The organism is Thermodesulfobacterium sp., assembly GCF_030445475.1.
Lineage (GTDB): Bacteria > Desulfobacterota > Thermodesulfobacteria > Thermodesulfobacteriales > Thermodesulfobacteriaceae > Thermodesulfobacterium > Thermodesulfobacterium commune.
This window is the reverse complement of the sequence record NZ_JASUTP010000007.1, coordinates 18,977-43,539: the sequence shown is the minus strand read 5'-3', so window position 1 is coordinate 43,539 and position 24,563 is coordinate 18,977. Positions and strand designations below refer to the sequence as shown.

Here is a 24,563-nt window from a genome sequence, read left to right as displayed (position 1 = left end):
ATGCCAGTTTTAACCTTCTCAAAAGTTTTAGAACTTGCCAAACAAAAACGGATTGCTCCGGTTTACATTTTTATAGGAGAGCCACAACTTTGTAAAGAAAAAGCAAAAGAAATCTATAATATTTTACAGGACAAAGGTTCTACCATAGAAGTTTATAACCTAAACGATAAAGAAGATAAAAAGACTTTTTCTAAGATAAAAGGATATCAGGAAGGACTTTTTGGTTTGAGAAAAGTTTATTTAATCTTAGGAGGAGAAAACATAGAACTTTCTAAAGAGGAAGAGATAATAAAAAGCTTAGAAAAAGAAACCTCTGTTTTTACCTGGTTTATCATAGCAGAAAAATTTGAGGAAAATAGACCTTTATATCAATTTGCCTTGCAAAAAGGGGCGATAGTCTTTTTTAACTTTAAAAAAGAGGAGGATTTCTTAGAAACAGAGCTTATCCTCAAACTTAAAGAAACTGGAAAAACTATGGACAGAAAAACCACCGAACTTTTTTTGTCCTTGGTAGGAAAAGATTATCATCATTTTTTAAATGAGCTTGATAAACTTTTGCTATATACTGAAGAAAGAGCTGTGATTACAGAAGAAGATGTATGGAGCGTAACCATCCCTCTCGAAGAGGAAGTGCTTTTTATGGTGGAAGAAAGTCTTTTTCAGTCTGGCCCAGAGAAAGCCTACAGGATAGTTGCACAACTTTTGGACCATAAAGAAGAACCTCATAGAATTTTAAGTTATCTGTATAAATCTTTTAAGATTTTTCAGATATTAGCAGAATTTTTGGAAAAACACCCTGAATTGAAAAAAGAAGAAAGGTTTAGTCAATTTTCCAAAAAATGGGAGGAAATCAAAACCGACCCTATAGTAGAAATTCCTAAAGTGTTAACTGAACGCCATCCCTACCGAATCTTTAACCTTAAAAAGCATTTAGAAAAAATAAAAAATCTTCCTCAGGTGTTTGAGGAACTATATAAGGCAGAACTTTCTTTAAAAAGAGATTTTAAAAACCCTTATCAGGTTTTTAAAGAACTTTTCATCAACCTCTGGCAAAAGACCTTACAACCCTAAAGTTTTTAGATTGTTTCTAAAATTTTTTTAATAACTTCTTCATTTTGAGTTAAAAACTCAATTTTTTGAGAGAATTCTTGACTGTCCTTAACCTTAAAAATAAGTTCTATTTCTTTTTTTTCTAAGTAAGGAGATAGTTTTACGTTTATCTGTTTTTTTTGTAATTTTTCAATATAGGGTTTTAAAGTCATCATTTTTGCGGATAGGTTAGGGTAATAAAGCTCTTTTAGTCTTTCAAAAAAAGTTTTTCTTCTCTGGTTAAACTCCTCATGATTTAAGGCATCTTTTAACTCTTCAGGTAATAAGCAAGTTAACCCTAACCGGCGCTTTAGGTCTAAAAGTTTTTCCAACACCTCTCGTTGTTCGCTAAAACTTAGATTGAGCCGGGTTATCACCAACAAAAACTCTTTTTTTTCTATTTCATTTAAAAATTTAAAAAATTGCAAAATATGAAGGTTTAGTTTATCATTAATGATTAAATTTTTAAATTCAATGTCTAATTTATTTATTTCAAGTAAAATTTTAAGCCATATATTATTAGGAGGAAGATTAATTTTTTTCATCAGAATAAGGATTTCGTCTAAGGTGAAAAGAGGTATGGCTTTGTTTAGAAATTCAGCTTTTTCTACTAAATTCAGATTTCGGAAAAGATTGCTTTCTAAAGAAATAAGTAAGAGCTCTTTGGGAGAGAGGTTTTTTAAAACCAGAGCTTTAATCTCTTTAAATCCAATGGTTTTACAGGCTAAAACTCTACCTTCTCCGCAAATTATCTGAAAGGCTCCTTCTTTTGGAAGATAAAGGATAGGGGGTTGTAATAACCCCCAATTTTTGATACTTTCAATCAAAAAAATGTCTCTTTTAGGAAAAGAAAAAAGATAGGACCTATCTTCTGTCGACACAGAAGATAGGTCTATGGTTTTACATGTTATTGGGCCTAACACTACAAGGTCTTTCCTGTAAGCCTATAAAGGGCTTCTAAATATTTTTCTCTGGTTTTTAACACGATGTCCTCAGGAATGGTAGGGGGATTTTGAGGATCCCAAGAAATAGATTTTAACCAATCTCTTATAAATTGTTTATCAAAGCTTTTCTGAGGTTTACCAGGTTGATACTCATCTTTGGGCCAGAAACGTGATGAATCTGGAGTTAAAACCTCATCTACCAAGATAATCTTATCTTCGTAAATACCAAACTCAAACTTGGTATCTGCTATGATAATCCCTCTGCTTTCTGCATACTCCGAGGCTTTTTTATAAATCTTTAAAGAGGTTTCTTTTAAAAATTGAGCGACCTCACTGCCTACTAATTTTTCCATTTCTTGATAAGTGATGTTGACATCATGCTCTCCTATTTCTGCTTTGGTTGAGGGGGTAAAAATAGGTTCAGGTAGCTTATCAGCTTCTTTTAAGCCAGGTGGTAAAGGTATTCCACAAACTTGCCCTGTTTTTTGATATTCTTTCATGGCAGACCCGGTGATGTATCCCCGGACGATACATTCTACAGGTAAAACCTTAGCTTTTTTAACCAACATACTGCGTTGAGCTAATGTTTCTTTATATTCTTTTAAAACCTCAGGATACTCCTCGAGGTTTGCGGTAATAAGATGGTTGTCTACGATGTCTTTTAAAAAGTCAAACCAGAAAAGGCTCATCTGGGTTAAAATTTTACCTTTATATGGAATAGGAGTGGGAAGAACTACGTCAAAGGCTGAAATCCTGTCGGTAGCTACGATAAGAAGTTTATCCCCCAAGTCATAAATGTCTCTAACCTTTCCTCTTTTCAGAAGAGGTACTTTTTCTAGATTTGTTTCCCAAACAGGAAGACTCATTTTTTCCTCCGATTAAGCCATAGTTTTAGCAAGTTTCCTTGTTCTTTTCTTAAATTTAGCCGCCAATTTTCTGTATCTTTCATATTTTGTCCAGTCTTTATTTTTTTTAGCTTCTTCAGCTAAGGCCTTAAACTTTTTAACCTTAGCCTTGATTTCCCTCATAGAGGCACCAACTTTTTTAGGTTCTTCTTTTATACCATAAACTTTTTTAAGAGCAGAAATAAGTTCTTCTTTGTTCATTCCGTGAACACCTGAAATTTCTGGTATTTGTAAGGCAATTTCCCTTAATTCTTTGATGGTCATCTTCTCAAGTTTTTTCTCCAACTTAGGAAGTTCTTTGGTTTCTTCCTGTTTTACCTCATCCATAGTCTTTAACCTCCTTGTTGAGAGATAGTTTTAAACCCTAAAATCTCTTTTAAGTTATCATAAAATTAAAAGAAATCAATAAACTAACCCAAGAGTGTAATTATCTTAAACTTCTTTTTCAAAATTTTCTAATACTTTGAAAACTTCGGCCACAAAATAAATAGACCCAGTAACCAGAATTTTGGAGATAGGTTCGTTCAAAGCTGCTCTTAGAGCTTCTTGTGGTGAGGGAAAAAAGACAACTTCTTCTTGGGTATAATTTTTAATAGCTTTCTTCCATTCAGAAAGGGTTACTATTTTTCTGTGGGAGGAAAATTCACATAAAAAGGTTTTACGACTAATTTGGCTTAGCTTAAGAAACATATCTAAGAAAGGTTTTTGTCCGTCTTCATTGGTCACCCCAAAAATAACTAAAAATGATTTATCACACCCTTTAGCCAAAAGGTCCTTTACCAAGGCTTCTACCCCGTCAGGGTTATGGGCTACATCAATTAAAATTTCCTTTTCTCTTATTTTTATTTTTTCGTATCGCCCTTTCCATCTTACCTCTTTTAAAGCTTTTTTTACTGTCTCAGAGTCTATAGATAAGAGATTAAGGTTTTCAAGTATTTCGAGAGTTTTTAGTGCACAACCTAAGTTTTCTCCTTGATATTTTCCTGAAAGACTTAGAGAAAGATCTTTAAAGGTTTTTTCTCCGTAATAATTCCAGAGACCATGATCCTCGACTACAAAAAAATCTTTGTTTAAGAAATAACCTTTTGTTTTTAGCTGTGATAGTTTATGATAAAAAACTGGTAAAGCCTGAGGCTTAATGTTTCCAAATACGCATGGCACCTTTCTCTTTATGATACCTGCTTTTTCATAGGCTATTTTTTCTAAAGTATTTCCTAAGTATTTGGTATGATCAAAACCTACGTTAGTAATGATGGTTACTTTAGGAAAGACTACGTTTGTAGCATCAAGTCTTCCTCCCATACCACACTCAATTACCGCAAAATCTACTTCTGTTTGACTAAAATAAAGAAAAGCAACGGCAGTGGTAACCTCAAAAAAGGTTAGATTGAAAGCTTGAGCCAGAGGTTTTACCTCAGAAATTAGAGCTTCAAGGGTTTCATCTGGTATGTCTTGTCCGTTTATCTTAAACCTTTCGTTGAGTTTAAAAAGATGAGGGGAGGTATAAAGACCTACTTTAAACCTATGCTGTTTTAAAAGTTCGGTTAAGATAGCAGCAGTTGAACCCTTACCGTTGGTGCCGGCAATATGTATAATTTTAAGTTTTCTTTGAGGATTTCCCAGTCTGGTTAAGACTTGAGTAATTCTTGCTAAACCAGGTTTTATCCGGTGAAATCCTAATTGATATAACCACTCTAAAGAAGAAGACATAAACTTTAATTATTGAAACTCTGGATTACTAAATAACCATACACTAAATAACAAATCCCTGAAATTATAAAAAGATAAACAGGAATTTTTTTAAAAAGGTTTAAGAAGAGGACATAGATAAGCCCTAAGGATATGGCAATTATCGCTGAAGTCAAAGCTAATCCTTCTACTATCCAATCGGTGAAAAGAAGACCTACGCTTACAGGAAAGGTTGACTGAAAAACCATAGCTCCGGTCATGTTTCCCAGAGCTAAAACGTCTCTCCCTCTTAAAGTCCAAATCAGGCTGTTAAATTTTTCAGGAAGTTCAGTAGCGATAGGAGCTACTAAAAGGGCAAAAAGAAGAGGGTCTAATCCCCAAGAATGAGATAAAACCTCTAATTTTTCTACAAAAAGATGAGCACCTTTCACCATCAGGATAAGGGCTAAAACTACCTGAACTGACGAAAAAAACACCACAGTACCCTTGGTAGGGTTTTTAATCTTTAGTATTTTTTCTAAATACAGTTTTTCTTCTGATTCAACTTCCAAACTTTCTGCCCGAAAGGTAAAGAAAAGATAGATAAAATAGTTAATCAACAGTAATAAACCGATAATGTAATGCACAAAACGGGTATTTTCAAAGAAAAAGGGAAAAAAGATAGCCAAGGAATAACTAATTAGAAAGAAAGTAAAATCTCTTTTAAAAGTTTTAGGTTCAAGATACACCTGTAAAACCTTTCTTCTTTTTAAAAGATAGCTCAAAAAAACCCCTATACCTACGAGAAACAATCCAGCAGTAACTAACATAAAAGGAGCTCCTAAAATCGCTCCTATGCCTATAGAAGAGCCTCCTTCTCCTTTGTACATCAGAATGGCTACTAAGGGAATAATGGTTTCTGGAAGAGCTGTCCCTACGGCTGCAAGTACACTGCCTACCACTGCTTGGGATAAAGAAAGGGCTTTACCTAAATTTTCAACTCCGTTGGTAAATATTTCTGCACAAAACAATATGATTAAAAGTGCTAATACTAACAAAATTATGTCCATGTTACAAGACCCTTTCTATAATACTTGATCCACTATTAAAATAGGTACTTCAACCTTTCTTACCACCTCTCGGGCAATAGAACCTAAACCTTTTTTAACCATTTTACCTTTTTTTCCCATGATTAACAGGTCGATTGCCTGATTTTTAACAAATTCTTCTATTTTTTCAAGCCTGTTACCTACCATTACTTCAAACTTTATTTTTTGGACAAAATCCTGTTCATCACTAAAGTTTGCTATGAGTTTTTTCCATAAAGCATATCTTTGTTCTTTTTCTTCTTCTATAAGATCTGAGGTTAATACTGTTTTTTTTAGAAAATCAGGAGGTTGTATTACATTTAGACATGATATTTCTAACACGTCTTTTTTGCTTAAAAGAGAAGCCATTTTTAAACAGGATTTGCTTGTTTCAGAAAAATCTATAAGACAACCTAATCTTTGGATCTTGGTAAGAGAGGTTTCTTTAACCACTAAGAAATTACAGTTAAGCCTTTCAATCATTTTCTCTGCGGTAGGAACTTTTAGAAAATGGGGTACATACCCTAAAACTACTACAAAGGGTTTGACCTGCTCGATAAAATTGGTAAGGGAATACCAAAAGTTACCTAAAATGACTTTAGTCTGAAAATTAAATCGTTTTTTAGTCTTTTCGTCTATATGGGAGCTAACAAATTCCTTTAAATCCTGTTTTAACCTTTGTTTTTCCTCCTCTAAATAAGGTTGAAGGTAGGCAGGAGGAGTTAGAAAGTATTCGATGGCATGAAAAAGTATGATGTTAGAAACCTCTGGCAAATGGTCAGCCAAGAAAAGGCCAGAGGTTATCACATTTGGGGTTAACTTTTTAAAGTCTATGGCTAAAGCTATGGTTAAACTCATGACTTTTGTCCTAAAATTTATTTGTCTCTGTGCCAGTAAACTCTTACCAATTTGTCTCCTTTGGACCATTTAAATTCTAAATCTCCTTTATAGGCTCTGTAAAGAGCCCTTCCAAGTCTTTGAGCTAAATGGTCGGTAGTGGTCTCTATGACAGTTGTTCCGTCTTCTTCGTTTATGTTGATAATTTGATGCAGAGGGTTAATGTTGCGAGCTCTTTCATACTCATTGTTTAACAATTTCATAATATCTCCCCTATGAGATTCCCAAAAACCCCCTGAGATATAAAGATACCCCATAGCATACTGTTCTAAAGCTTTTTTACAGCCTGGACATATAAGCTGCGGAACTGTATCGATTTCTTTCAGTTCCTCGTATAATTCCTCGTCTATAACCCAACGTTTATCTTTAAACACCGCTTTACATCTGGGACAGATGGCCTCTCCTGCAGGAGCCTCTTTCATTGCGTAAGGGTCTTCAGTGGTCTCAAAAACATGCGTATGTTTGATCCATTTATCCCCTTTTTTACTCATATACCCTCCTTTTTTTTGAAATTTCTTCCCTTTTAAAATTATAAGTTCTTATAAAGACATTGTCAACAAAATATTTTTAGCAAACAATTTGATTAAATTTGTCTAAAATGTAAATTTTTATAAAATTTTTAATAAAAATTGCAACTTTAAAAAATATTTTAACATGCCTTCAAGATATAAACAAACCCTAATTGACTTTTAGACTTTATCTATTAAATTTACCGATATGGCTTATCGATGGCTCCCACCATCAAAAAATCATAAGCCGTTATGGGAGGGAAAGATGGTTGATAGGATAGAGCTTGAAAACGGGTTAACTTTAGAAATATGGGATTATTCAAGAAGACTGGCTGGGGATAGATGGTTGGTAGGGCTTTTAATCCAGGTAGGGGTTTGTCCTAAAAAAGAAGATTTTGCCAACGAAACTTATTATAACCTTTTTATGGAAAAAACCGACGGAAAGGTATACTACCGCTACAGAAAAGAAAGACATTTCGTACCTGAGGACCAAATTAATCAACTTTTTTCAACGATGAAAGAGGGATTTTTGACCGTAGCCCTTCCTTACCTTTCTCATCCAGAATTTAAAGAAAGGTTGATCAAACATGAGGTAGACCTTTTTCAGAAAAAGATGGATTGGGAAAGGTCAATACAGGAAAAAGACGCAGAAACAGAGCGTTTAGAAGAGATCTGGAAAGAAAAAGACATATACTAAGGATTTTCTGTCTTTTTTTCTTCTGTCTTAGAATCTGGCTGAGGGTTTTCTTTTAAAGGAGATTGTTCAGACCCAGGCGTTAAGGTAGGTTTATTAGGAGTGTCCTCAGGTTTTTCAGGTTGGTTGGGTGTAGGTTCTGGTTCGGTAATGTCTTCTGTTTCTTTTTCTACCTCTTGATATTCTTCTTTAATAATACCTCTTTTTTTCATGATAAAGTAGATCAATCTACTTCTTTTTTCGACATATGGTTGATGCCCTAATGGGTTGTATTTTAAAGGATTAGGAAGTACAGCCGCCAACCTTGCTGCTTCCCAAGGAGTAAGATATTTAGCACTTTTTCCGTAGTAATGTCTGGCTGCTGCTTCGACTCCAAAGATCCCCTCTCCCCATTCAGCCACATTTAGGTAAAGCTCTAAGATACGTTTTTTTAGATAAAGTGTTTTCAAGCCTTATGGTAAGGATGGCTTCTTGAATCTTCCTTATAAGATTTTTGGAAGGGTTTAAGTAAAGATTTTTAGCGAGCTGTTGAGAAATGGTGCTTCCTCCGTATTTAAGCTTTCCCTCTTTTAGATTTTTCTCCAAGGCCTTTTTTATACCATCAAAATCAAAACCTTCATGTTTGTAAAACTTATCATCTTCCGCGATTAACACAGCTTTGATCAAGTAAGGAGAAATACTGTTTAACGGAACCCAAATCTGTTTTATTTGAACCTTTTTTCCTTCTTTTTCCCATTGTTTCATCCGATATTTCATCATAGCGGTAAGCTTAGGGTTTTGTGTTTTTAGAGAAGACACATCAAGCAAAAGAGGATATCCTATCAGATAAAATAAAAAGACTGCAACAAATATAAAAAAGATAATTTTTAAGGTTTTCATGGTTTTATAATTATATGATAAAATGGTAAAAAAAACAAAAGGGAGGGCAAGATGGGGTTGGTTGAAAAACTAATCAAAAAGGGAGATGCTAAAATCGTAAAAGTGGTACTTGACGGAGTAGGAGATTTGCCTGTAAAAGATGGGAAAACTCCTTTAGAGTTAGCTTATACACCTAATCTTGACCAGTTGGCTAAAAAATCAGCCACAGGCCTTCATATTCCTGTAGATTATGGGATTACTCCAGGTAGTGGTCCAGGACATCTTGGGATTTTTGGTTATGACCCCTCTCAAGTTACTATAGGAAGAGGTGTATTAGAAGCTTTAGGTGTAGGAATAGAATTAAAAGATACAGATATAGCTGTTAGAGGTAATTTTGCTACGGTGGAGTATCAAAATCAAAATCCTGTCGTGATAGATAGAAGGGCAGGTAGAATCTCTACCGAAGAGAACCAAAGGTTAATCGCCAAACTTTCCGAAAAAATAAAAAACATAGATGGTGTTGAGGTAATTTTAAAATCAGGAATGGAACACCGGTTTGTAGTAGTTTTTAGGTTTCAAGAAAAAGTTTCAGATCTGGTAAATCAACTAAACGATACAGACCCTCAAGTTTTAGGAAAACCTCCTATCCCGGTTTCTTCTCCTTATCCAGAGCTTAAAAAAGTAGTAGAGGTTGTCTCTAAGTTTATCGATCAAGCCTCTGAAATCTTAAAAGATGAACCTAAGGCCAATTACGTCTTGCTGAGGGGTTTTTCTGTAAAGCCTGACCTTCCAACCTTACAACAAAGGTTTGGGGTAACCCCATGTTGTATAGCAACCTATCCTATGTATAAAGGACTTGCAAGCCTTGTAGGGATGAAAATAGTTTCTGTTAAAGGGACAGACCTGAAAGATGAAATCCAAGCTTTGAAAGAAGTTTGGGAAACTTACGATTACTTTTTTGTCCATATAAAAAAGACTGATTCTTACGGAGAAGATGGAAACGCTGAGGCAAAAATTAAAACTATAGAGTCTTTTGATCAATACCTTCTTGAAATTTTAGACTTAAATCCCCAAGTACTTTGTATCACAGGAGACCACTCTACTCCATGTATTATGAAAGCCCATTCCTGGCATCCTGTGCCTACCCTTGTTTGGTCTCCCTATGTCTTAGGGAATACCTCTGAAAGGTTTACAGAAAGAGAATGTCTGAAGGGAGAATTAGGCATATTTTATGCTTATAAACTGATGCCTCTGCTTTTGGCTCACGCTGGGCGGCTAAAAAAATTTGGGGCCTAATTATTAAAATGATATTGACAAAAGTAAAATCAGGGTTATATCTATCCATTGTAGTTACTAATTTAAAAAAAGGAGGTTTAAAATGCTAAAATTTTTAAAAAATGTAATTTTAAGCACATCTATTGTAATGTTAAGTGCTACTTTTTCTTATGCTCATTTTGTGGTGCTAAAGCCCGATACAGAGAACGTGGTTGATAAGAAGAAGCCAGTTAGAGTTGAAGCCTTGTTTACCCATCCTATGGAAGGTGGGCCTCACATGGATTTTAAGATTAAAAAAAGTGAACTTTTTGAAGAAGGCAAAAGATATCCTGTGGAATGGAAGGTAGAGTATATACCTTCTTCTAAGGGAAGTAACAAAAAGGTTCCTAAATATGTAACCAACTTAAGTCTTAACAAACCAGGTCTATATCAGTTATACGTAGATCCAGAGCCTTATTTTGAACCAGCTGAAGGTAAATATATCCAACAAATAACTAAAGTGGTTTTTTCTGCTTTTGGAAAAGAAGAGGGGTGGGATGAACCTATTGGACTAAAAGTGGAGATAATTCCTTTGGTTAAGCCTTTTGCCTTATGGGAGGGAAATTTGTTTAAGGGAAGGGTGTTGGTTGACGGAAAACCTGCAGCTAATGTAGAGGTTGAGGTGGAATATTTAAATACTCAAGGATTTAAAGCCCCTTATGACAGTTTGATTACCCAGGTAGTAAAGACCGACGAAAACGGTTATTTTGAGTATACACTGCCTTGGGAAGGATGGTGGGGTTTTTCCGCGATTACTGATGGAGGTACGATAAAAGGAGATGACGGAAAGGAGTATCCTTTAGAATTAGATGCGGTTATTTGGGTAAAGGCCTATCCTAAGCCTAAGAAAGGTGGTAAATAAATGCATATTTCAGAGGGGGTTCTTTCCCCTCCTGTTTTGATAACAGGGTGGGGCTTAACGTTAATAGGTTTAACCATAGCCCTAAAAAAGCTTTCTCACAGAAAAATCTCAGAAGTAGCCGTGCTTTCAAGTGCCTTTTTTATCGCTTCTCTTATTCATGTGCCTATAGGGCCTTCAGCTGCACATTTAGTACTAAATGGAATGGTAGGGATACTCCTTGGCTGGAATTCCTTTGTAGCCATCTTTTTAGGTTTATTGCTTCAAGCCCTTTTTTTTCAATTTGGAGGTTTTACCACCTTAGGTATAAATACCTTTAATATGGCTTTCCCTGGTGTGATCTCTTACTACCTTTTAAAAAGATTTATCAGAGGAGAAAACCAAAAACTATCTTTTATCTCTGGGTTCTTAGCTGGCTTTCTAAGTATGTTAGGAGCAGGATTTTTTACAGCGCTCTCTCTTTATCTCACAGAAAAAAAGTTTTTGATACTCTGTGAAACCCTTATCATAGCCCATATACCTATTGCCGTGGTAGAAGGTTTGGTAACAGGTTTTATTGTGGTATATCTGTTAAAAATAAAGCCAGAGGTGTTTAAAAATGAGGGTTAAAATTATTTTGGGATTACTTTTCTTTTGTGTGTTATTTTTGTATAGCTATGGTTTTGCCCACAAGGTGAACCTATTTGTTTTTAGAGAAGGTGAAAAAATTTCTGGAGAAGGATATTTTGCAAACGGTGCTCCATGTATGAAATGTGCCATAGAAGTTTATACCTTGAAAGGAAAAAAAATAGCTCAAACCACAACCGACGAAAAGGGCAGGTTTGAAGTTAGGATAAAAGAAAAAGAACCTTTGTTGGTAAGGTTGATAGCAGGAGAAGGACATTTAGCAGAGGAAAAATTAGAAGGTTCTATAGAGGTAGCTTCAAATGATAAAACAAAAGAAAATATAACAAAAAAAGAAAGAGTTGATCTACAAAACAAAAAAGATGTCGAGAGCATGAAAATAACTAATTCAAAAAATGTAGAAATCGATAGAGAAATGTTAAAAGTTGTGGTTAAAGAGGTTATATCTGAGGAGTTAGTTTCTTTTAAAGGAAATTTTCTGGAGTTGAAAAAGGACTTAAACAGAGTTAGGTTCCAGGACATTATTGGAGGTATAGGTTATATAATAGGGATTTTAGGTTTGTTAGCTATGTTAAAAGCTAGAAAAGAGAAAGGTTAGGTAAAAAATGCATTTAGAGGTTTTTGCAGAAGGAAGGTCTCTTTTACATATCCTTGACCCAAGGGTTAAACTTGTAAGTTTTATAGTTTTTGTAATCTTTTGTGTAGGTGCTAAGGGCTTTCTACATCCCTTCGTTTATTTTCTTATTGGTTTTGGGCTTGTGTTTTTGGCAAAGCTTGAATTTAAAAAGGTATTAGCCCGTTTATTTCCTGCCAATGTTTTTTTGGTGTTCTTTTGGGTTTTTATTCCTTTTATGTATAAGTCAAACCCTTACCTTATAGAAACTCCTTATCTGAAGATTAGTGCTGAAGGGGTATATCAGGCTTTACTTATTACCTTAAAGTGTAATGCTATTTTGATGGCTACTATTGCGTTACTTGGCACTTCAAACGTTTTTATGTTGGCTCATGCCTTGCTTCATTTCAAGGTTCCTGCAAAACTTGTGACTGTATTTTTTGTTTTTTACCGATATATCACCGTGCTGCACGAGGAGTATCTTAAAATCAAGAGGGCAGCATTAGCCAGAGGTTTTGTACCTAAAAACAGTCTTCAAACTTACAAAACCTATGGTTATCTAATAGCTTTTCTTTTGATTAAAAGTTTTGAGAGGTCCGAAGAGGTTTACCGAGCGATGCTAGCTCGCGGATTTAAAGGTTTTTTCCCTGTTTTAAACCATTTTTATCTAAAACCTTTAGACCTGTTTTTTGGGTTCTTTTTCTTAACGACTATCTTTTTAATTTTCTTTTTTTAAATATAATACCTTCTCTATGGAAAAAGTTATAGACATAAAAGGTCTAGTTTTTAAGTATAACGACCGTGTGATTCTTGATGATTTAGAGTTAGAGGTTAGGGTAGGGGATAGAATAGGTCTTATAGGTCCTAACGGAGCAGGTAAAACCACCCTTCTTTACATTATCATGGGGTTTCTTAAACCTTTAAAAGGAAAGATAATTATTTTAGAAAAAGAAAGAAAAGAAGAAAAAGACTTTATAGAGGTTAGACAAAAAATAGGGCTTTTATTTCAAGATTCAGACTCTCAACTTTTTTGTCCTACGGTTAAAGAAGACATAGCCTTTGGTCCTCTTAACTTGGGAAAAAGTCATGAAGAAGTTAAAGAGATAATAGATAAAGTAGCCCACTTTTTTGGAATAACCCATCTCTTGGAACGTCCAGTTTATAAACTTTCAGGTGGGGAAAAAAGGTTGGTTGCCTTAGCAGGAATTTTTGCCATGAATCCAGTATGTTATCTTCTGGATGAACCTTCTGCAGGACTTGATGAACAAAGTAAAGCCAAACTCATAGAATTTTTAAAAACGCAATCTACCTATCTTATCGTTTCTCATGAAAAAGATTTCCTCAAAGAGGTTAGCAATAAAATTTTTAAGTTAGAAAAGGGTAAACTCTTTCAGTTACTTTGAGAGTAGTTTTTTTATTTCTTCTACAGACAATAACTCTCCTTGCGAAACTAACTGTCCGTCTATCCATAAGGCAGGTGTTTTAAATACACCAAAAAGTGCCATTTGTTTTATGTCCTGAACCTTTTCTATAAACACCTCTATTCCTAATTCCTGAGCAGCTTTTTTAACGTTTTCATAAAGGGTTTCACATTTTAAACAACCTGGTCCAAAAACCTTTACAAACCTCTGCATAACCAACCCCCTAACTATTTTTAAAGTTTTTTAAGAGTTTATCATCCCAAAAATATATCCAGAAATGGTGCCTAAAAAGATTACTATAAATGCGTAAACAAAAGTTTTCTTAACACCCCAGATACTTTTTAAGACTAAAAGACTTGGCAAACTTACACTTGGACCGGTAAGTAAAAGAGCAAGGGCAGGGCCATATCCCATACCAGCCCCTAAAAGCCCTTGGATGATCGGAACTTCAGTTAAAGTAGCAAAATACATCAAAACCCCCAATACACTGGCAAAAAAGTTGGCTAAAAGGGAATTACCTCCTACTAAAGAGTTGACATAGAAAGAAGGTATAAAGGCTTCGTGTCCCGGTCTTCCTAAAAAGAAACCTGCCACAAAAACCCCAGCCAGAAGTAAAGGTAAAATTTGTTTACCTAAAAGATAGGTGCTTTGAAACCATTTTTCCATGTCTCCTTTTGTCTTATAAAGAGCGTAGCTAAAACCTACCAAACCTACAAGGAAGGATATCTCCTTTTCATGTAACAACAATTGCGTTAAAACCACAAAAAATCCAGTGAGTATTAAATAAATAGCTGAAACTTTAAACCAAAAAACTACCTGCATTCCGAGTAATATAGCTAAAAAGCAAACAAGATACCATTTTATATTAAAGATAAATCCAGCTAAACCTTCCTTACCACCCCAGGTGGCAAAAATAAGAACACCAACCAAAGTTGAGAGTAATACCACCTTCTGGTAAAAAGGAATGGTTTTTAAGGTTTGAGGAATTTCTACTTCACCTAACCTTTTTATTTCTTCTTTTCTAAAAATATAGGCCATAAGTAATCCTACTATGATACTTCCTGCTATAGCCCCTATGGCTCTTGCCATCCCTATGTGGATACCTAAGATTTTCCCTGTAAGCACTATAGCTAATACGTTGATAGCAGGACCAGAATAAAGAAAGGTAGTAGCAGGACCAATGCCTGCTCCTCTAAAATAAATCCCCGCAAAAATAGGAAGGACGGTGCAAGAACAAACAGCAAGAATGGTTCCTGAAACACTGGCTACGCTATAGGAAACAACTTTTGGAGCCTGTGCTCCTAAATATTTCATCACAGAAGCCTCTGAGAGAAAAGTAGAAATAGCGCCTGCTATGAAAAGTGCTGGTAATAAACAAAAAATTACGTGTTCTCTTGCATATTCATGCGTTAAATAGACAGCTTCTTTTAAACCTTCTATAACCCTTTGTTCAGCAGGTAAAAAATAAAAGAACAAAAAAACAAACGCCGCAATCAACAAAAACTTAAGTTCTTTTAACATTTAAAATATACCTCCTGTTATCAGGTTTTATCTGTCTGGTTTTACGAATTCAGACTCAAGAGTAGTTTTAGCGGATAAACTTGTATATAAAGATTGCTTTTTCATTTCTTCAAGCAACTCCTTTATAACTTTGGCTATAAATTCATCTTTTGGTGAAAGTTTATATACAATAAACGATTTAGTTTTTTGATAAGTCGTTATTCCTGCCTCGGTTAATACTTGAAGATGTCGTGAAACGGTGGGTTGAGAAGAACCTATAAGGTTTACTAACTCACATACACAATGAGGTCTTATCGATAAATAAACGATGATTTCAAGTCTAGTTGGGTCTGAAAGGGCTTTAAATAACTTGGAGAATTGATACATTTTATTCATGTTATAACACTCCTTTTAGATATAATTTTTAAAATATAGCAAAATAGCAATATGTCAAGATGTATTTTAAAAATTAAAAAGTGAAAGGGTGATCGTTTTGGATAAAAGATTAAGTGACTTTTTCTCTAAGTTTTACCAGAAGGGTAATAAACTTGTTAACCGGAGTTTCTAATCCTTTCTGCTCTGCAAGGTTTACGATGGCACCATTTAAAGCGTCTATTTCTGTCTTTTTACCGTTTTTGAGGTCATAATACATAGAGGGATAATGACCGGCTGTAGGAGGAATAAGTCTTTGATAAAAGTGCTCTTTATATTCCTCAGAAGATTTCCATCTAAGCTGGATGTTGTATGTCTTTAAAACTGTGAAAATTTCGTCTATTATTTGGTCCATGATAAATCGAGTTTCATAGTTTTCAGCAAGCTCCCCATAGGTTCTTTCTAAAAGGGCACCTAAAGGGTTTAAGGCTGAATTGTAGATGATTTTCTCCCATAGGATGGCATATACATCTTCCGAAACCCTGGTAGGTATACCTGCCTGGGTGAAGATTTGGGCTATTTTTTCTAAAGTTTCTTTAGGAATGGCTTTTTCTGGTTGACCTATGACGACATCATCTCCAAAAACAGTTACTTCTGCCATTCCTGGTGAAATTACTTTAGCTCCAAAGATAATCCTTGAAAGGATTACTTGATTTTTAGGAAAAATTTGGATAGCTTTTTCGTAATTTCCATAGCCATTTTGAGCTATTAAGAGTAGCGTGTTAGGCTTAATAAAATTTTTTATCTGAGAAAGAGCCTTTTCGGTGTCAAAAGCTTTTACGGTAAGGATTATCAAATCAAGGTCTAAGAGTTTTAAATCTTCTGGGTTGGTAAAATATTGGTCTATATAAGCTTGTTTATCACCAAAAAGTCCGGTTATTTGAAGAGGTTTATTTTTTAGCTGATCAAGATACTTTTCTTTGACAAAGGCATAGACAGTGTGCCCAGCATTCTTTAGAGAAACAGCAAAAACCGTTCCTAAAGCCCCTAAACCAAAGATTAATATTTTCATCCTTACACCTCTATACCTCTTTTTCTTAATTCTTCAAGTTTACGTTCTCTGCAGGTTGGACATCTAAATTCGGGTTCGGGGTCGTTCAAACGATCATAGTTTTTGGCTTTTACTACTCTATAACCTTCGCCAACAGTCCCGCAATCAGCGCACTTTACGTTTTTTTCTATCTGCCAGAGAGTAATATGTGGAATACTAAAATAACCTTTAAAGATGGCTTTATCTATAAACCAGAATACATTAGCTAAGATGAATTGGTTGAGTAAAAAAGCAGGTATGGTATGGATTTTTAACATATCACTCAATAGATACTGCATCAAGGCCCCAGCTATTCCAGAAAGTAATATCCATCTCCCAAATACATAAATAACCCAGGACTTCAAGCTAAACCTCCTTGATAAGTAGTCTTTGGTGGTAATTATAACATCTTCCTTTATTTTATAAAGCTGCGTTTCTTGTATTTTAAAAGGGTAGACGAAGTTTTCTTGTCTTATCATATGTTTTTAATTAAAATAAAATTAAAAACAAAAACAGGAGGTAGACTTTATGAAGATAGGTTTTATAGGGCTTGGTACCTTAGGCAGAGAGATAGCTAAAAGATTAATTTCGCAAGGTGTTGAGTTAATCATTTGGAATAGGTCTAAAGAAAAAGCTAAACAGTTGGAACTTGAGTTGGTAGAAACACCCAAAGACTTGATTTCTATGGTAGATAAAGTTTTTATCATAGTTTCTGACAGTGAGGCTTCCAAAAAGGTTATTTTTGGAAAAGACGGTCTTGTCGAGGGTGATATTCAGGGGAAGACCATCATAGATTTAACCACCAACCATTATCGATATGTGGTTGAAGCCGAAAAAGAGTTAAAACAAAAAGGGGCGTATTATTTAGAAGCTCCTCTGCTTGGTTCTGTTATCCCGGCACAAAGGGGTGAGTTAACCGTTTTGGTTGGTGGTGATCAAAATAAATTTGAGGAAGCAAAGGATATTTTTGAAAAATTTTGTCGTAATATGATTTACTTAGGTGAAGTAGGAAAAGCTACTAAACTGAAACTTATAAATAACATGGTATTAGGTGGTTACATGGCAGTTCTTGCTGAAGCTATGGCCATAGGAGAAAAGGCTGGTTTAGAAAAAGAACTTCTTTTAGAGGTACTTTCTAACGGAGCTGGACGGTCTTATGTTCTTGAAGTAAAAAAACAAAAGCTTCTTGAAGAGAAATTTGAACCGCATTTTTCTGTTGAGTTGATGTATAAAGACCTTCACTATGCTCAGGACTTATTCAAAGATTTTAAAGCCTTTAGCATGGTTCTGCAGAACGTAAAAGAGGTTTACGGTTTTGCCAGAAGCAAAGATTTAGGTCATCTAGACTTTTCTGTGGTGTATAAGATTTTTAAGACTGAGTAGTCTTTAAGCTTGGTTACAAAATTATTTTATATCGTCATATTTTGTTATAAAAATTATTGCAGGAGGAAAAAAATGATAAGTAAAATTGCAGAAGCTTTAAAAATGCAATTTAATCCAGTTGCTGTAATATGGTCGGATGTAAAACCTGAAAATGCTTTACAATTTAAAGAAGGAAGATGGGGATGTGTAATGTGGCTTTTTGTAAATGTAGCAAAAGGAAAAACAGCTGTTTTTGACAGAAAAACTTATGGATGTTGGGGTGGAGGAGTGGGGTTAGGTTTTGGAAATAAATATCTTGATTTCCCAGGAGGGATTGAGTGTTTTTATTATTTTCTTTCTTCAGGAAATAAAAACTGGGAGAAGGGTAAAATTGTAGCAGAAAATCTAAAACCGTATGTAACTAAAGAATTTCTTGAAGATTTTTTAGAAGGAGAAAGGTATTTGAAAACTCCTGAACAGGTAAAAAAGTTTGTAGAAGAGTTACCTATGATGGAAGTTCCGACAAAATATGTGGTGTTTAAACCTTTAAAAGATGTAGACATTCATGAAGAAAGACCTGTTGTAATTGTCTTTCCTGTTAACCCTCATCAACTTTCTGCTCTTGTTGTTCTTGCAAACTATGGGAGAAACAGTTTTTTGGATAGTGTAATCATTCCCTGGGGTGCAGGGTGTCAGGCAATTGGTATCTATGCGTATAAACAAAGAGAATCAGTTCCACAAAAAGCAGTAGTTGGATTGACAGACCTTTCAGCAAGAAAAAATGTTAGAAAACAACTTGGAGATAACCTTTTTACTTTTGCTGTTCCTTATGAAATGTTTTTAGAAATGGAAGAAAATGTAGAAGGTAGTTTTTTCGAAAGGAATGTTTGGAAAAGTCTTTCTAAATTTTTATAATCTGTCTGTATAATTTACATCTGTAGTTCCTTAAAAACAACTTCCGATAATGTATATTATGTAAAATAAAGTTTCTGATCTTAAGAACCCTATAGGAACCTTGTATAAAAATCTTGGAAAAAACTCTTTGTTCTGTCTTGCCTTTATCTAAATTTTTAGTTAAAGTTATAAAAACTTTTTGGTAATTTATCAAGATTAAGGGGGTTTTATCTTATGGAGGCTATCGTTCAAAACTTAAAAACCACTCATATAGGCAGTCTTCCTTTTTCTGAACCTGAAAAAGCGGTAAAAATGGTTTTTGAATACTTAGACATACCTGCTTGGCCTCAACTATCTAAACGTAAAAACGAAGGAATGCTCGTTCAGTTTAACGAAGGCTTTCCAGGTTTTAACTGGGAAAAAGAAATCTTAGATATATCTTCTCCTGACTTTGAAGAACAGATGATAATTTTTTATGAAAAATATCTGAAAATCATAGAAGAAAATCAGTTGTCTGAGTTGGCTAACTTTGAACTTACAGAATTTACAGCCCTTGGTTTTAAGTTTTTTTTAGAAATAGCCTCTGAAATTAAACCTAATATGGTAAAAGGCCAAATCACAGGCCCCTTTACCTTAGCCTCAAGCTTAAAACTACCTAATGGAGAAAGTCCCATTTTTAGGGAAGACCTTAAAGACCTTATCGTCAAGTTTGTCCTGATTAAAGCCTTGGCTCAGGGATTAAAGCTTAAAGAGATCGCCTATAACGTAATTTTATTTCTTGATGAACCAGGTCTTGCAGGTTTTGGTTCATCATCTTTTATTACCATTACTAAAGAAGAAGTCCTTAACATGTTAAACGAGGTAATCTCAGGTTTAAAAAACTTCAACCTTATGATAGGTATTCACATCTGTGCTAATACCTCTTGGGATCTTCCTTTAAGCTCTGAAGTAGATATCTTAAGTTTTGACAGTTTTAATTTTTACGAAAAATTAAGTATTTATGCCGAAGAACTTAGAAATTTTCTAAAAAAAGAGAATAAATATTTAGCCTGGGGAGTTATACCAACAGACAGTACTCAGTTAAAAGAGACAAGTTTTGAAGAGATTATGAAAAAGTTTGAGACTCAGTTGAAGGATCTTGCTGTAAAGCTCGGATTTTCTGAGGAAGAACTGTTAAAAAAGAGTTTGTTTACTCCTGCCTGTGGTTTAGGAAGTCTTTCTGAAGACTTAGCTTTAAAAGCCTTGGAATGGCTTAAACGATTTAAACAAACCCTTAACTTATAATAAATGAAAAAATCACTTTTAAACGAAAAGGTTTTAGTTTTAAACAAGTATTACCAGGCAATACAGATAACTACTGTACAGAAGGCTATTTGCCATTTAGTTAAAGGTACTGCAAAGGTAATAACCTCAGATTGGACTACCCATACGTTTGAGGAATGGATAAAAGTAAGCAAGTTTTATGAAAACGGGGCTCAGTTAATTAAAAGTCCTTCTATTTCTATACTTATACCTGAGGCTATATATTTACCTTTTTATGAAAGACTTCCTAAAACTGAAGTTATTTTTTCTAGACAGAATTTGTTTTTACGCGATGGTTTTACCTGTCAGTATTGTGGAAAATTTCTAAAAAATCCTAAGGATAGAACTATAGATCATATAATCCCTAAGAGCCGAGGAGGAAAAACTGTTTGGACAAACGTAGTCCTTTGTTGTAAAAAATGTAACTTAAAAAAAGGTAATAAAACCCCTGAAGAAGCAGGATTAAAACTTTTAAAAACTCCAAAACCACCTAAATGGCAATCTCTTATCTTGGAAGAGTTCCCAAAACATAAAAAGGAAGTATGGAAGGTGTTTTTAGACTTTGCTGGGATAATAGAAGACTAAACTTTCTATTTTTCTATTAATTCTACTACTTTTTTGAGTAAGTCTTTTGCTTTGGGAGGAAGTTTTTTAGGTAAATAAATATGGTAATCAACGATTAAATTTCCCCTTTTTCCGTTGGGAAAAAAGGGACCTCTACCCTTAAGGATTACAGGTTGGCCTTCTGTAAAAAGGGAAGAAGAAACCACCTCTTCCCCTTCTAAGGTTTTGATGGTGATGAAATCGTTTAACAGAATCTCCCAAAAAGGAATTTGACAGCGATATTTTAGGTTTCCATCTTCAAGAGAGAAATAAGGATGAGGTTTAATGATTACTTCTAAATAAAGATCATAGTCAACCCCTAAACTTTCCTTTTCTACATATATATAATCTCCTTCTTTTAATCCTAAAGGTATATCCAACCAAAACTCGTTAAGTAATTTAACATACCCTTTACCTTTACATTCTTCACATTTTTCAGTGAGGATGACACCCTGCCCTTTACAATAAGGGCAGGTAAGATAAGAGATCGCCTCTTTTCTTTGGTCATAAGTTTCTACAAAACCACTGCCTTTACAGAAACCACATTGTGAATATGCACCATCTTTTTTCTTACCTAATCCTTCACATTTTGGGCAGACTTTCTCTTCTCCAGGGATGGTAATTTTCTTTTTTCCCCCAAGGGCTACCTCTTCTACCGTTAACTCTAAAACAGAAAAAAAATAATTTCCTTTTAAAACAGGATTTTTTAAAACTTTAACTTTAGAAGCCGTCTGATAGGATTGAAAAAACTCCTCATAACTTTTTAAAAACTCTAAAAATGCTTCTTTATCTCCTCCTCTATCAGGATGAAGTTTCTTAACCGTTTCTCTAAAAAATCTTTTAGCTTCTTCAAAGGAGTTAAATTGTCTAAAGTCCATAGGCTAAGTTTTTTGAAGTTAATCTTTTTTATAATAACAGACGGTTTTTCCTAAGATTTTCTTTTCCATATCTGGAAAAGAAACCGGAGCTATCTCTGTAGCTCCTAAAATTAAATAACCGCCAGGGTTTAATACATTCCACAAATCTCTAAAAACTTTTTGTTTGGTTTCTTGAGAAAAATATATCAGAACATAGCGACAAAAAATAATATCAAATTTAGTCTTTACTTTTTGCGAGACTTCAAGAAGGTTTAAAATCTCAAAACGGACCATATTTTTTAGGTTATCGTTTATTTTCCAGTGAGCTCCTTCTTGTTTAAAATGCTTGACCAAAAATACCACAGGTAATCCTCTGTTGACCTCTATTTGGTTGTAAACTCCAGTTTTAGCCTTTTCTATACTTTTTTTGGAGATATCCGTAGCATAGATATCTATTTGATAAGTCTTTAAATAAGATTGGAAATATTCGTGAAGAAGTAAAGCAATGCTATAAGGCTCTTGACCGGTTGAACAAGCGGCAGACCAAATAGATATTTTCTTTTCTTTCTCTCTTTTTTTAAACAACTCAGGAAAAATCTGGTTTTTTAAAGTATCAAAGGGATGTTGGTCTCTAAAAAAATAAGTCTCATTGGTAGTCAGAGAATCTACAATTTCGTTTATTAATTTATAGTCAGGTCTTGATTTTACTATTTTATAAAGTTCTTCTGCATTGTTATATCCCAAGGTTAAAGCAAGCTCGTTTAACCTGCTCTCTATCAAGTATTCTTTACCTTCTTTATAGGAAATACCACTTATTTTTTCAACCAGAGTTGTAAAAAACTCAAACATCTCTCTTTGCATTTTCTTGTACCTTAAAAATTTCTTTTAACCTTTGAGGGATCTGCTCTAAGCTTAAAACTTCATCTGCTAATCCAGCTTCTATTACAGCCTTAGGCATTCCAAAGACAACTGATGTTTCAGCATCTTGTGCTAAAATTACCCCACCCTGTTCTTTTATCTTTTTAGCCCCCTCTTTACCATCGCTACCCATACCTGTCAAAATAAGTCCTACCGAACTTCCATCATAGGTCTCGGCTATAGATTCAAACAGTTCATCTACCGCAGGACGGCAGAAATTTCTGGGTGGTCCTTGATGAAGACGAATTTTATGTATTTCGTTCTCTTTTTTAACTACCATATGAAAATCTCCAGGGGCTATGTAAACCACCCCAGCTTTTATCGGTTCTCCCTGCTCTCCTTCTTTTACTGTTAGTTGAGATAGACCATCAAGACGCTCTGCAAGTTGCTTAGTAAAAAGAGGAGGCATGTGTTGAACGATGAGGATAGGAACAGGGAAATTTTTAGGAAGTTTGGGAATAATCTGCATCAAGGTTTGTGGACCACCTGTAGAAACACCTATACCTAAAACATTAAAATTATCTGTTTTTAAAACCTTTTTAACCGGAGAAGGACGATAGATAGGTGATATTCTTTTTATAGGAACAACGCTTTTTATTTTAGGTATGAGCTGATCCTTGATCTGTTTTACACTTTCTAAAAAAGATTTAGTAGAAGGTTTAGGAACAAAGTCGTATGCCCCTAAAGCAAGTGCCTCAATAGTTGCTTTAGCTCCTTCTTGGGTTAAAGAAGAAAACATAATAACCTTAGCAGATGGTACCTCTTTTTTGAGAATTTTTAATGCCTCAAGTCCATCCATCTCAGGCATTTCGATGTCTAATGTGATAACATCAGGCTTTAAAGCTTTAGCCTTTTCTATCGCTTCACGACCATTTTTGGCAGTATCGACTACTTCTATATCTTTTTCTTCTTTTAAGATATCTACTATCAATTTTCTCATGATAGCAGAATCGTCAACTACAAGGACACGGATCATAAGTTTAGAACCCCTCTAAAAGAAACTTAATCTTTGTTTCAAGCATCTCTTTATCAAAAGGCTTCATCAAGTATTCATTAGCCCCTGCTAGAATGGCATCTATTACACTTTTTTGTTGGTTTTCTGTGGTAACCATCATAACCTTGATATCAGACCATTTAGGGTTGGCACGCAGTTTTAATAGAAATTCATAACCATTCATTACTGGCATATGCCAGTCAAGTAAAATAAGTTGAACGTCCGGATGCTCGTTAAGAACCTTTAAGGCTTCTTCTCCGTTCTCCGCCTCTAATACTTCAAACCCCATCTCTTCTAGATATTTTCTCTCTATTTGCCTGATAGCACTAGAATCGTCTACTACCATTGCTTTTTTCATCCTTATCATACCTCTTTAAAACTTTTTAAACACGTTTTTCTATTATAGACCCTGGCAGACTTTCTTCATAAGATATTTTAATTATAATCTTATTTTGGCTAAAAAGAAAGAGGTTCTTTAAATTTTTATATTCCATCTTAGCAAGTTCATATGCTTCCTTATTATAAAAATAAAGTTCCAAAAGTATTTCTTTTTCGTCATAACTGAAAAAACATTCAACCAGTCCTAAATATTCTCCATAAAACTTAAGATAAAAAAGTTTGATTTTTCCTTTTCTTTCTTGAGGAGGACCTAATTCTATGTATCCCCAAGAACGTTCATCATTAAACAGAAAGGGGATAAAAAAACTATCTTCCTGGTAAAAAAGAGTTGCAGCTTTAACTTTGTCACCTAAAAGTTCTTTAATACTTTCTTCTAAGGGTTTATTTTTTTTGTCTTTTTTGATAAAAAGATCTGTGAATAAGGTAGAAAGGAGATTTAATTCTTCTTTTACATAAGAAGAGTTAATATTTTCCTTTTTCCCTGCTTGAGATAGAATATATAAAATTTTTAAATCACTACTGGTTTTTTCTCCAGAAACAACCTGAAGTACCACCGGGTTTCCTGTTTGCAAAACCTTTACCCTGATATTTTCTCCGACCTTAAAATCCTCTGGATTTACTGTCCCAGCTATCTTTGCTTGAAATTTTTCTCCTCCTAACTCGAGATTTAAGGTTTTACCCTCTATTCCTACAACCCTGATAACTAACTCTCTACCCGGTCGACTAAAAAGAAACCAAAGGTTTTCTGGAAGATAAAGTATCGGTGCAGGGGCTGTTATTTGCATGGGT

31 protein-coding genes and 1 pseudogene are annotated in these 24,563 nt (G+C 34.5%); 13 read left to right on the top strand and 19 right to left on the bottom strand.

What is annotated here, in order from left to right:
- A complete protein-coding gene (gene holA / locus PWP26_RS03965; protein WP_273011337.1) occupies positions 1 to 1,071 on the top strand; it encodes a DNA polymerase III subunit delta in 1,071 nt (356 codons plus the stop codon).
- Between the two features lie 5 nt (positions 1,072 to 1,076).
- Here the strand turns inward: holA and PWP26_RS03960 are convergent, their stop codons facing one another.
- The 7 genes from PWP26_RS03960 to PWP26_RS03930 all read right to left on the bottom strand — a co-directional run bounded on the left by PWP26_RS03960 (position 1,077) and on the right by PWP26_RS03930 (position 7,082).
- Entirely contained in the window at positions 1,077 to 2,012 is a 936-nt protein-coding gene (locus tag PWP26_RS03960; RefSeq protein ID WP_273019100.1) for a ParB/RepB/Spo0J family partition protein, read from the bottom strand.
- Positions 2,012 to 2,899: a phosphoribosylaminoimidazolesuccinocarboxamide synthase gene (locus PWP26_RS03955; protein ID WP_301398996.1), complete on the bottom strand. Its 888-nt coding sequence runs from the start codon at positions 2,897 to 2,899 to the stop codon at positions 2,012 to 2,014. The genes PWP26_RS03960 and PWP26_RS03955 overlap by 1 nt, the downstream gene beginning before the upstream one ends.
- Positions 2,900 to 2,911: 12 nt before the next feature.
- Positions 2,912 to 3,265: a Rho termination factor N-terminal domain-containing protein gene (locus tag PWP26_RS03950; RefSeq protein WP_022855090.1), complete on the bottom strand. Its 354-nt coding sequence runs from the start codon at positions 3,263 to 3,265 to the stop codon at positions 2,912 to 2,914.
- 105 nt (positions 3,266 to 3,370) lie between these two features.
- Positions 3,371 to 4,648 (bottom strand): folylpolyglutamate synthase/dihydrofolate synthase family protein, encoded by a 1,278-nt coding sequence (locus PWP26_RS03945; RefSeq protein WP_301398995.1) that lies wholly within the window; start codon positions 4,646 to 4,648, stop codon positions 3,371 to 3,373.
- A 5-nt stretch (positions 4,649 to 4,653) separates the two neighbouring features.
- The gene (locus tag PWP26_RS03940; protein ID WP_287568632.1) at positions 4,654 to 5,676 is read right to left on the bottom strand and encodes a sodium:calcium antiporter; all 1,023 of its coding nucleotides are present in this window, start codon (positions 5,674 to 5,676) and stop codon (positions 4,654 to 4,656) included.
- Between the two features lie 15 nt (positions 5,677 to 5,691).
- Entirely contained in the window at positions 5,692 to 6,552 is an 861-nt protein-coding gene (locus PWP26_RS03935; protein ID WP_301398994.1) for a universal stress protein, read from the bottom strand.
- A 17-nt stretch (positions 6,553 to 6,569) separates the two neighbouring features.
- On the bottom strand, positions 6,570 to 7,082 hold the full coding sequence (locus tag PWP26_RS03930; RefSeq protein ID WP_287568634.1) for a BCAM0308 family protein: 513 nt from the start codon (positions 7,080 to 7,082) through the stop codon (positions 6,570 to 6,572).
- Between the two features lie 283 nt (positions 7,083 to 7,365).
- On the opposite strand from PWP26_RS03930, the gene PWP26_RS03925 reads away from it, so the two are divergent.
- Positions 7,366 to 7,797: a hypothetical protein gene (locus PWP26_RS03925; protein WP_287568635.1), complete on the top strand. Its 432-nt coding sequence runs from the start codon at positions 7,366 to 7,368 to the stop codon at positions 7,795 to 7,797.
- On the opposite strand, the gene PWP26_RS03920 is transcribed toward PWP26_RS03925, so the two are convergent.
- Both PWP26_RS03920 and PWP26_RS03915 read right to left on the bottom strand, forming a co-directional pair.
- Entirely contained in the window at positions 7,794 to 8,195 is a 402-nt protein-coding gene (locus PWP26_RS03920) for a transglycosylase domain-containing protein (protein ID WP_301398993.1), read from the bottom strand. The two genes, PWP26_RS03925 and PWP26_RS03920, sit on opposite strands and share 4 nt — an antisense overlap.
- Positions 8,188 to 8,673: a biosynthetic peptidoglycan transglycosylase gene (locus PWP26_RS03915; protein ID WP_301398992.1), complete on the bottom strand. Its 486-nt coding sequence runs from the start codon at positions 8,671 to 8,673 to the stop codon at positions 8,188 to 8,190. Before PWP26_RS03915 ends, PWP26_RS03920 begins: the two co-directional genes overlap by 8 nt.
- Positions 8,674 to 8,724: 51 nt before the next feature.
- On the opposite strand from PWP26_RS03915, the gene PWP26_RS03910 reads away from it, so the two are divergent.
- The 6 genes from PWP26_RS03910 (at position 8,725) to PWP26_RS03885 (ending at position 13,465) form a co-directional block, all read left to right on the top strand.
- Positions 8,725 to 9,948: a 2,3-bisphosphoglycerate-independent phosphoglycerate mutase gene (locus PWP26_RS03910; RefSeq protein WP_301398991.1), complete on the top strand. Its 1,224-nt coding sequence runs from the start codon at positions 8,725 to 8,727 to the stop codon at positions 9,946 to 9,948.
- An 82-nt stretch (positions 9,949 to 10,030) separates the two neighbouring features.
- Complete coding sequence (locus PWP26_RS03905; RefSeq protein WP_301398990.1) at positions 10,031 to 10,828, top strand: DUF4198 domain-containing protein; 798 nt, start codon at positions 10,031 to 10,033, stop codon at positions 10,826 to 10,828.
- Positions 10,829 to 11,434, top strand: a complete 606-nt coding sequence (gene cbiM / locus PWP26_RS03900; protein WP_038061122.1) for a cobalt transporter CbiM — start codon at positions 10,829 to 10,831, stop codon at positions 11,432 to 11,434. It abuts the gene before it with no gap.
- Positions 11,424 to 12,047 (top strand): hypothetical protein, encoded by a 624-nt coding sequence (locus tag PWP26_RS03895; RefSeq protein WP_287568639.1) that lies wholly within the window; start codon positions 11,424 to 11,426, stop codon positions 12,045 to 12,047. The genes cbiM and PWP26_RS03895 overlap by 11 nt, the downstream gene beginning before the upstream one ends.
- 7 nt (positions 12,048 to 12,054) lie before the next feature.
- On the top strand, positions 12,055 to 12,798 hold the full coding sequence (gene cbiQ / locus PWP26_RS03890; protein ID WP_287568640.1) for a cobalt ECF transporter T component CbiQ: 744 nt from the start codon (positions 12,055 to 12,057) through the stop codon (positions 12,796 to 12,798).
- A gap of 16 nt (positions 12,799 to 12,814) precedes the next feature.
- Positions 12,815 to 13,465 (top strand): energy-coupling factor ABC transporter ATP-binding protein, encoded by a 651-nt coding sequence (locus PWP26_RS03885; RefSeq protein ID WP_273011824.1) that lies wholly within the window; start codon positions 12,815 to 12,817, stop codon positions 13,463 to 13,465.
- Here the strand turns inward: PWP26_RS03885 and PWP26_RS03880 are convergent.
- The 5 genes from PWP26_RS03880 to PWP26_RS03860 all read right to left on the bottom strand — a co-directional run bounded on the left by PWP26_RS03880 (position 13,457) and on the right by PWP26_RS03860 (position 16,810).
- Entirely contained in the window at positions 13,457 to 13,696 is a 240-nt protein-coding gene (locus tag PWP26_RS03880) for a thioredoxin family protein (protein ID WP_301398988.1), read from the bottom strand. The two genes, PWP26_RS03885 and PWP26_RS03880, sit on opposite strands and share 9 nt — an antisense overlap.
- Positions 13,697 to 13,726: 30 nt before the next feature.
- Positions 13,727 to 15,004 carry a permease gene (locus PWP26_RS03875; RefSeq protein ID WP_301398987.1) on the bottom strand — a complete coding sequence of 426 codons (1,278 nt, stop codon included), beginning with the start codon at positions 15,002 to 15,004 and terminating at the stop codon, positions 13,727 to 13,729.
- A 27-nt stretch (positions 15,005 to 15,031) separates the two neighbouring features.
- The gene (locus PWP26_RS03870) at positions 15,032 to 15,379 is read right to left on the bottom strand and encodes a helix-turn-helix transcriptional regulator (RefSeq protein WP_273019113.1); all 348 of its coding nucleotides are present in this window, start codon (positions 15,377 to 15,379) and stop codon (positions 15,032 to 15,034) included.
- A gap of 109 nt (positions 15,380 to 15,488) precedes the next feature.
- Positions 15,489 to 16,427, bottom strand: a complete 939-nt coding sequence (locus tag PWP26_RS03865; protein WP_301398986.1) for a ketopantoate reductase family protein — start codon at positions 16,425 to 16,427, stop codon at positions 15,489 to 15,491.
- A 2-nt stretch (positions 16,428 to 16,429) separates the two neighbouring features.
- Positions 16,430 to 16,810, bottom strand: coding sequence for a hypothetical protein (locus tag PWP26_RS03860; protein WP_273011620.1), 381 nt, complete (start codon positions 16,808 to 16,810; stop codon positions 16,430 to 16,432).
- Positions 16,811 to 16,967: 157 nt separating this feature from the next.
- Here PWP26_RS03860 and PWP26_RS03855 point away from each other — a divergent pair.
- From PWP26_RS03855 to PWP26_RS03835, 5 genes and pseudogenes are all read left to right on the top strand, one after another.
- Positions 16,968 to 17,435: pseudogene (locus tag PWP26_RS03855) on the top strand (NAD(P)-dependent oxidoreductase); the annotation flags it as partial.
- The gene (locus PWP26_RS03850) at positions 17,433 to 17,828 is read left to right on the top strand and encodes an NAD-binding protein (RefSeq protein WP_301399006.1); all 396 of its coding nucleotides are present in this window, start codon (positions 17,433 to 17,435) and stop codon (positions 17,826 to 17,828) included. The pseudogene PWP26_RS03855 and the gene PWP26_RS03850, both read left to right, overlap by 3 nt.
- Before the next feature lie 72 nt (positions 17,829 to 17,900).
- Complete coding sequence (locus tag PWP26_RS03845; RefSeq protein ID WP_038061135.1) at positions 17,901 to 18,722, top strand: DUF169 domain-containing protein; 822 nt, start codon at positions 17,901 to 17,903, stop codon at positions 18,720 to 18,722.
- Positions 18,723 to 18,935: 213 nt separating this feature from the next.
- Entirely contained in the window at positions 18,936 to 19,985 is a 1,050-nt protein-coding gene (locus PWP26_RS03840; RefSeq protein ID WP_301398985.1) for a hypothetical protein, read from the top strand.
- A 3-nt stretch (positions 19,986 to 19,988) separates the two neighbouring features.
- On the top strand, positions 19,989 to 20,588 hold the full coding sequence (locus tag PWP26_RS03835; protein ID WP_038061139.1) for an HNH endonuclease: 600 nt from the start codon (positions 19,989 to 19,991) through the stop codon (positions 20,586 to 20,588).
- 5 nt (positions 20,589 to 20,593) lie between these two features.
- On the opposite strand, the gene PWP26_RS03830 is transcribed toward PWP26_RS03835, so the two are convergent.
- Genes PWP26_RS03830 through PWP26_RS03810 form a run of 5 tightly spaced genes read right to left on the bottom strand, consistent with a single transcriptional unit; the run spans position 20,594 to position 24,559 of the window.
- The gene (locus PWP26_RS03830) at positions 20,594 to 21,484 is read right to left on the bottom strand and encodes a DnaJ C-terminal domain-containing protein (RefSeq protein WP_038061141.1); all 891 of its coding nucleotides are present in this window, start codon (positions 21,482 to 21,484) and stop codon (positions 20,594 to 20,596) included.
- 18 nt (positions 21,485 to 21,502) lie between these two features.
- A complete protein-coding gene (locus PWP26_RS03825; RefSeq protein WP_301398984.1) occupies positions 21,503 to 22,312 on the bottom strand; it encodes a protein-glutamate O-methyltransferase CheR in 810 nt (269 codons plus the stop codon).
- Positions 22,305 to 23,357 (bottom strand): chemotaxis response regulator protein-glutamate methylesterase, encoded by a 1,053-nt coding sequence (locus PWP26_RS03820; RefSeq protein WP_301398983.1) that lies wholly within the window; start codon positions 23,355 to 23,357, stop codon positions 22,305 to 22,307. Before PWP26_RS03820 ends, PWP26_RS03825 begins: the two co-directional genes overlap by 8 nt.
- 4 nt (positions 23,358 to 23,361) lie before the next feature.
- On the bottom strand, positions 23,362 to 23,742 hold the full coding sequence (locus PWP26_RS03815; RefSeq protein ID WP_235181306.1) for a PleD family two-component system response regulator: 381 nt from the start codon (positions 23,740 to 23,742) through the stop codon (positions 23,362 to 23,364).
- A 16-nt stretch (positions 23,743 to 23,758) separates the two neighbouring features.
- Positions 23,759 to 24,559, bottom strand: coding sequence for a hypothetical protein (locus tag PWP26_RS03810; RefSeq protein ID WP_038061152.1), 801 nt, complete (start codon positions 24,557 to 24,559; stop codon positions 23,759 to 23,761).
- Between the last annotated feature and the right edge of the window lie 4 nt (positions 24,560 to 24,563).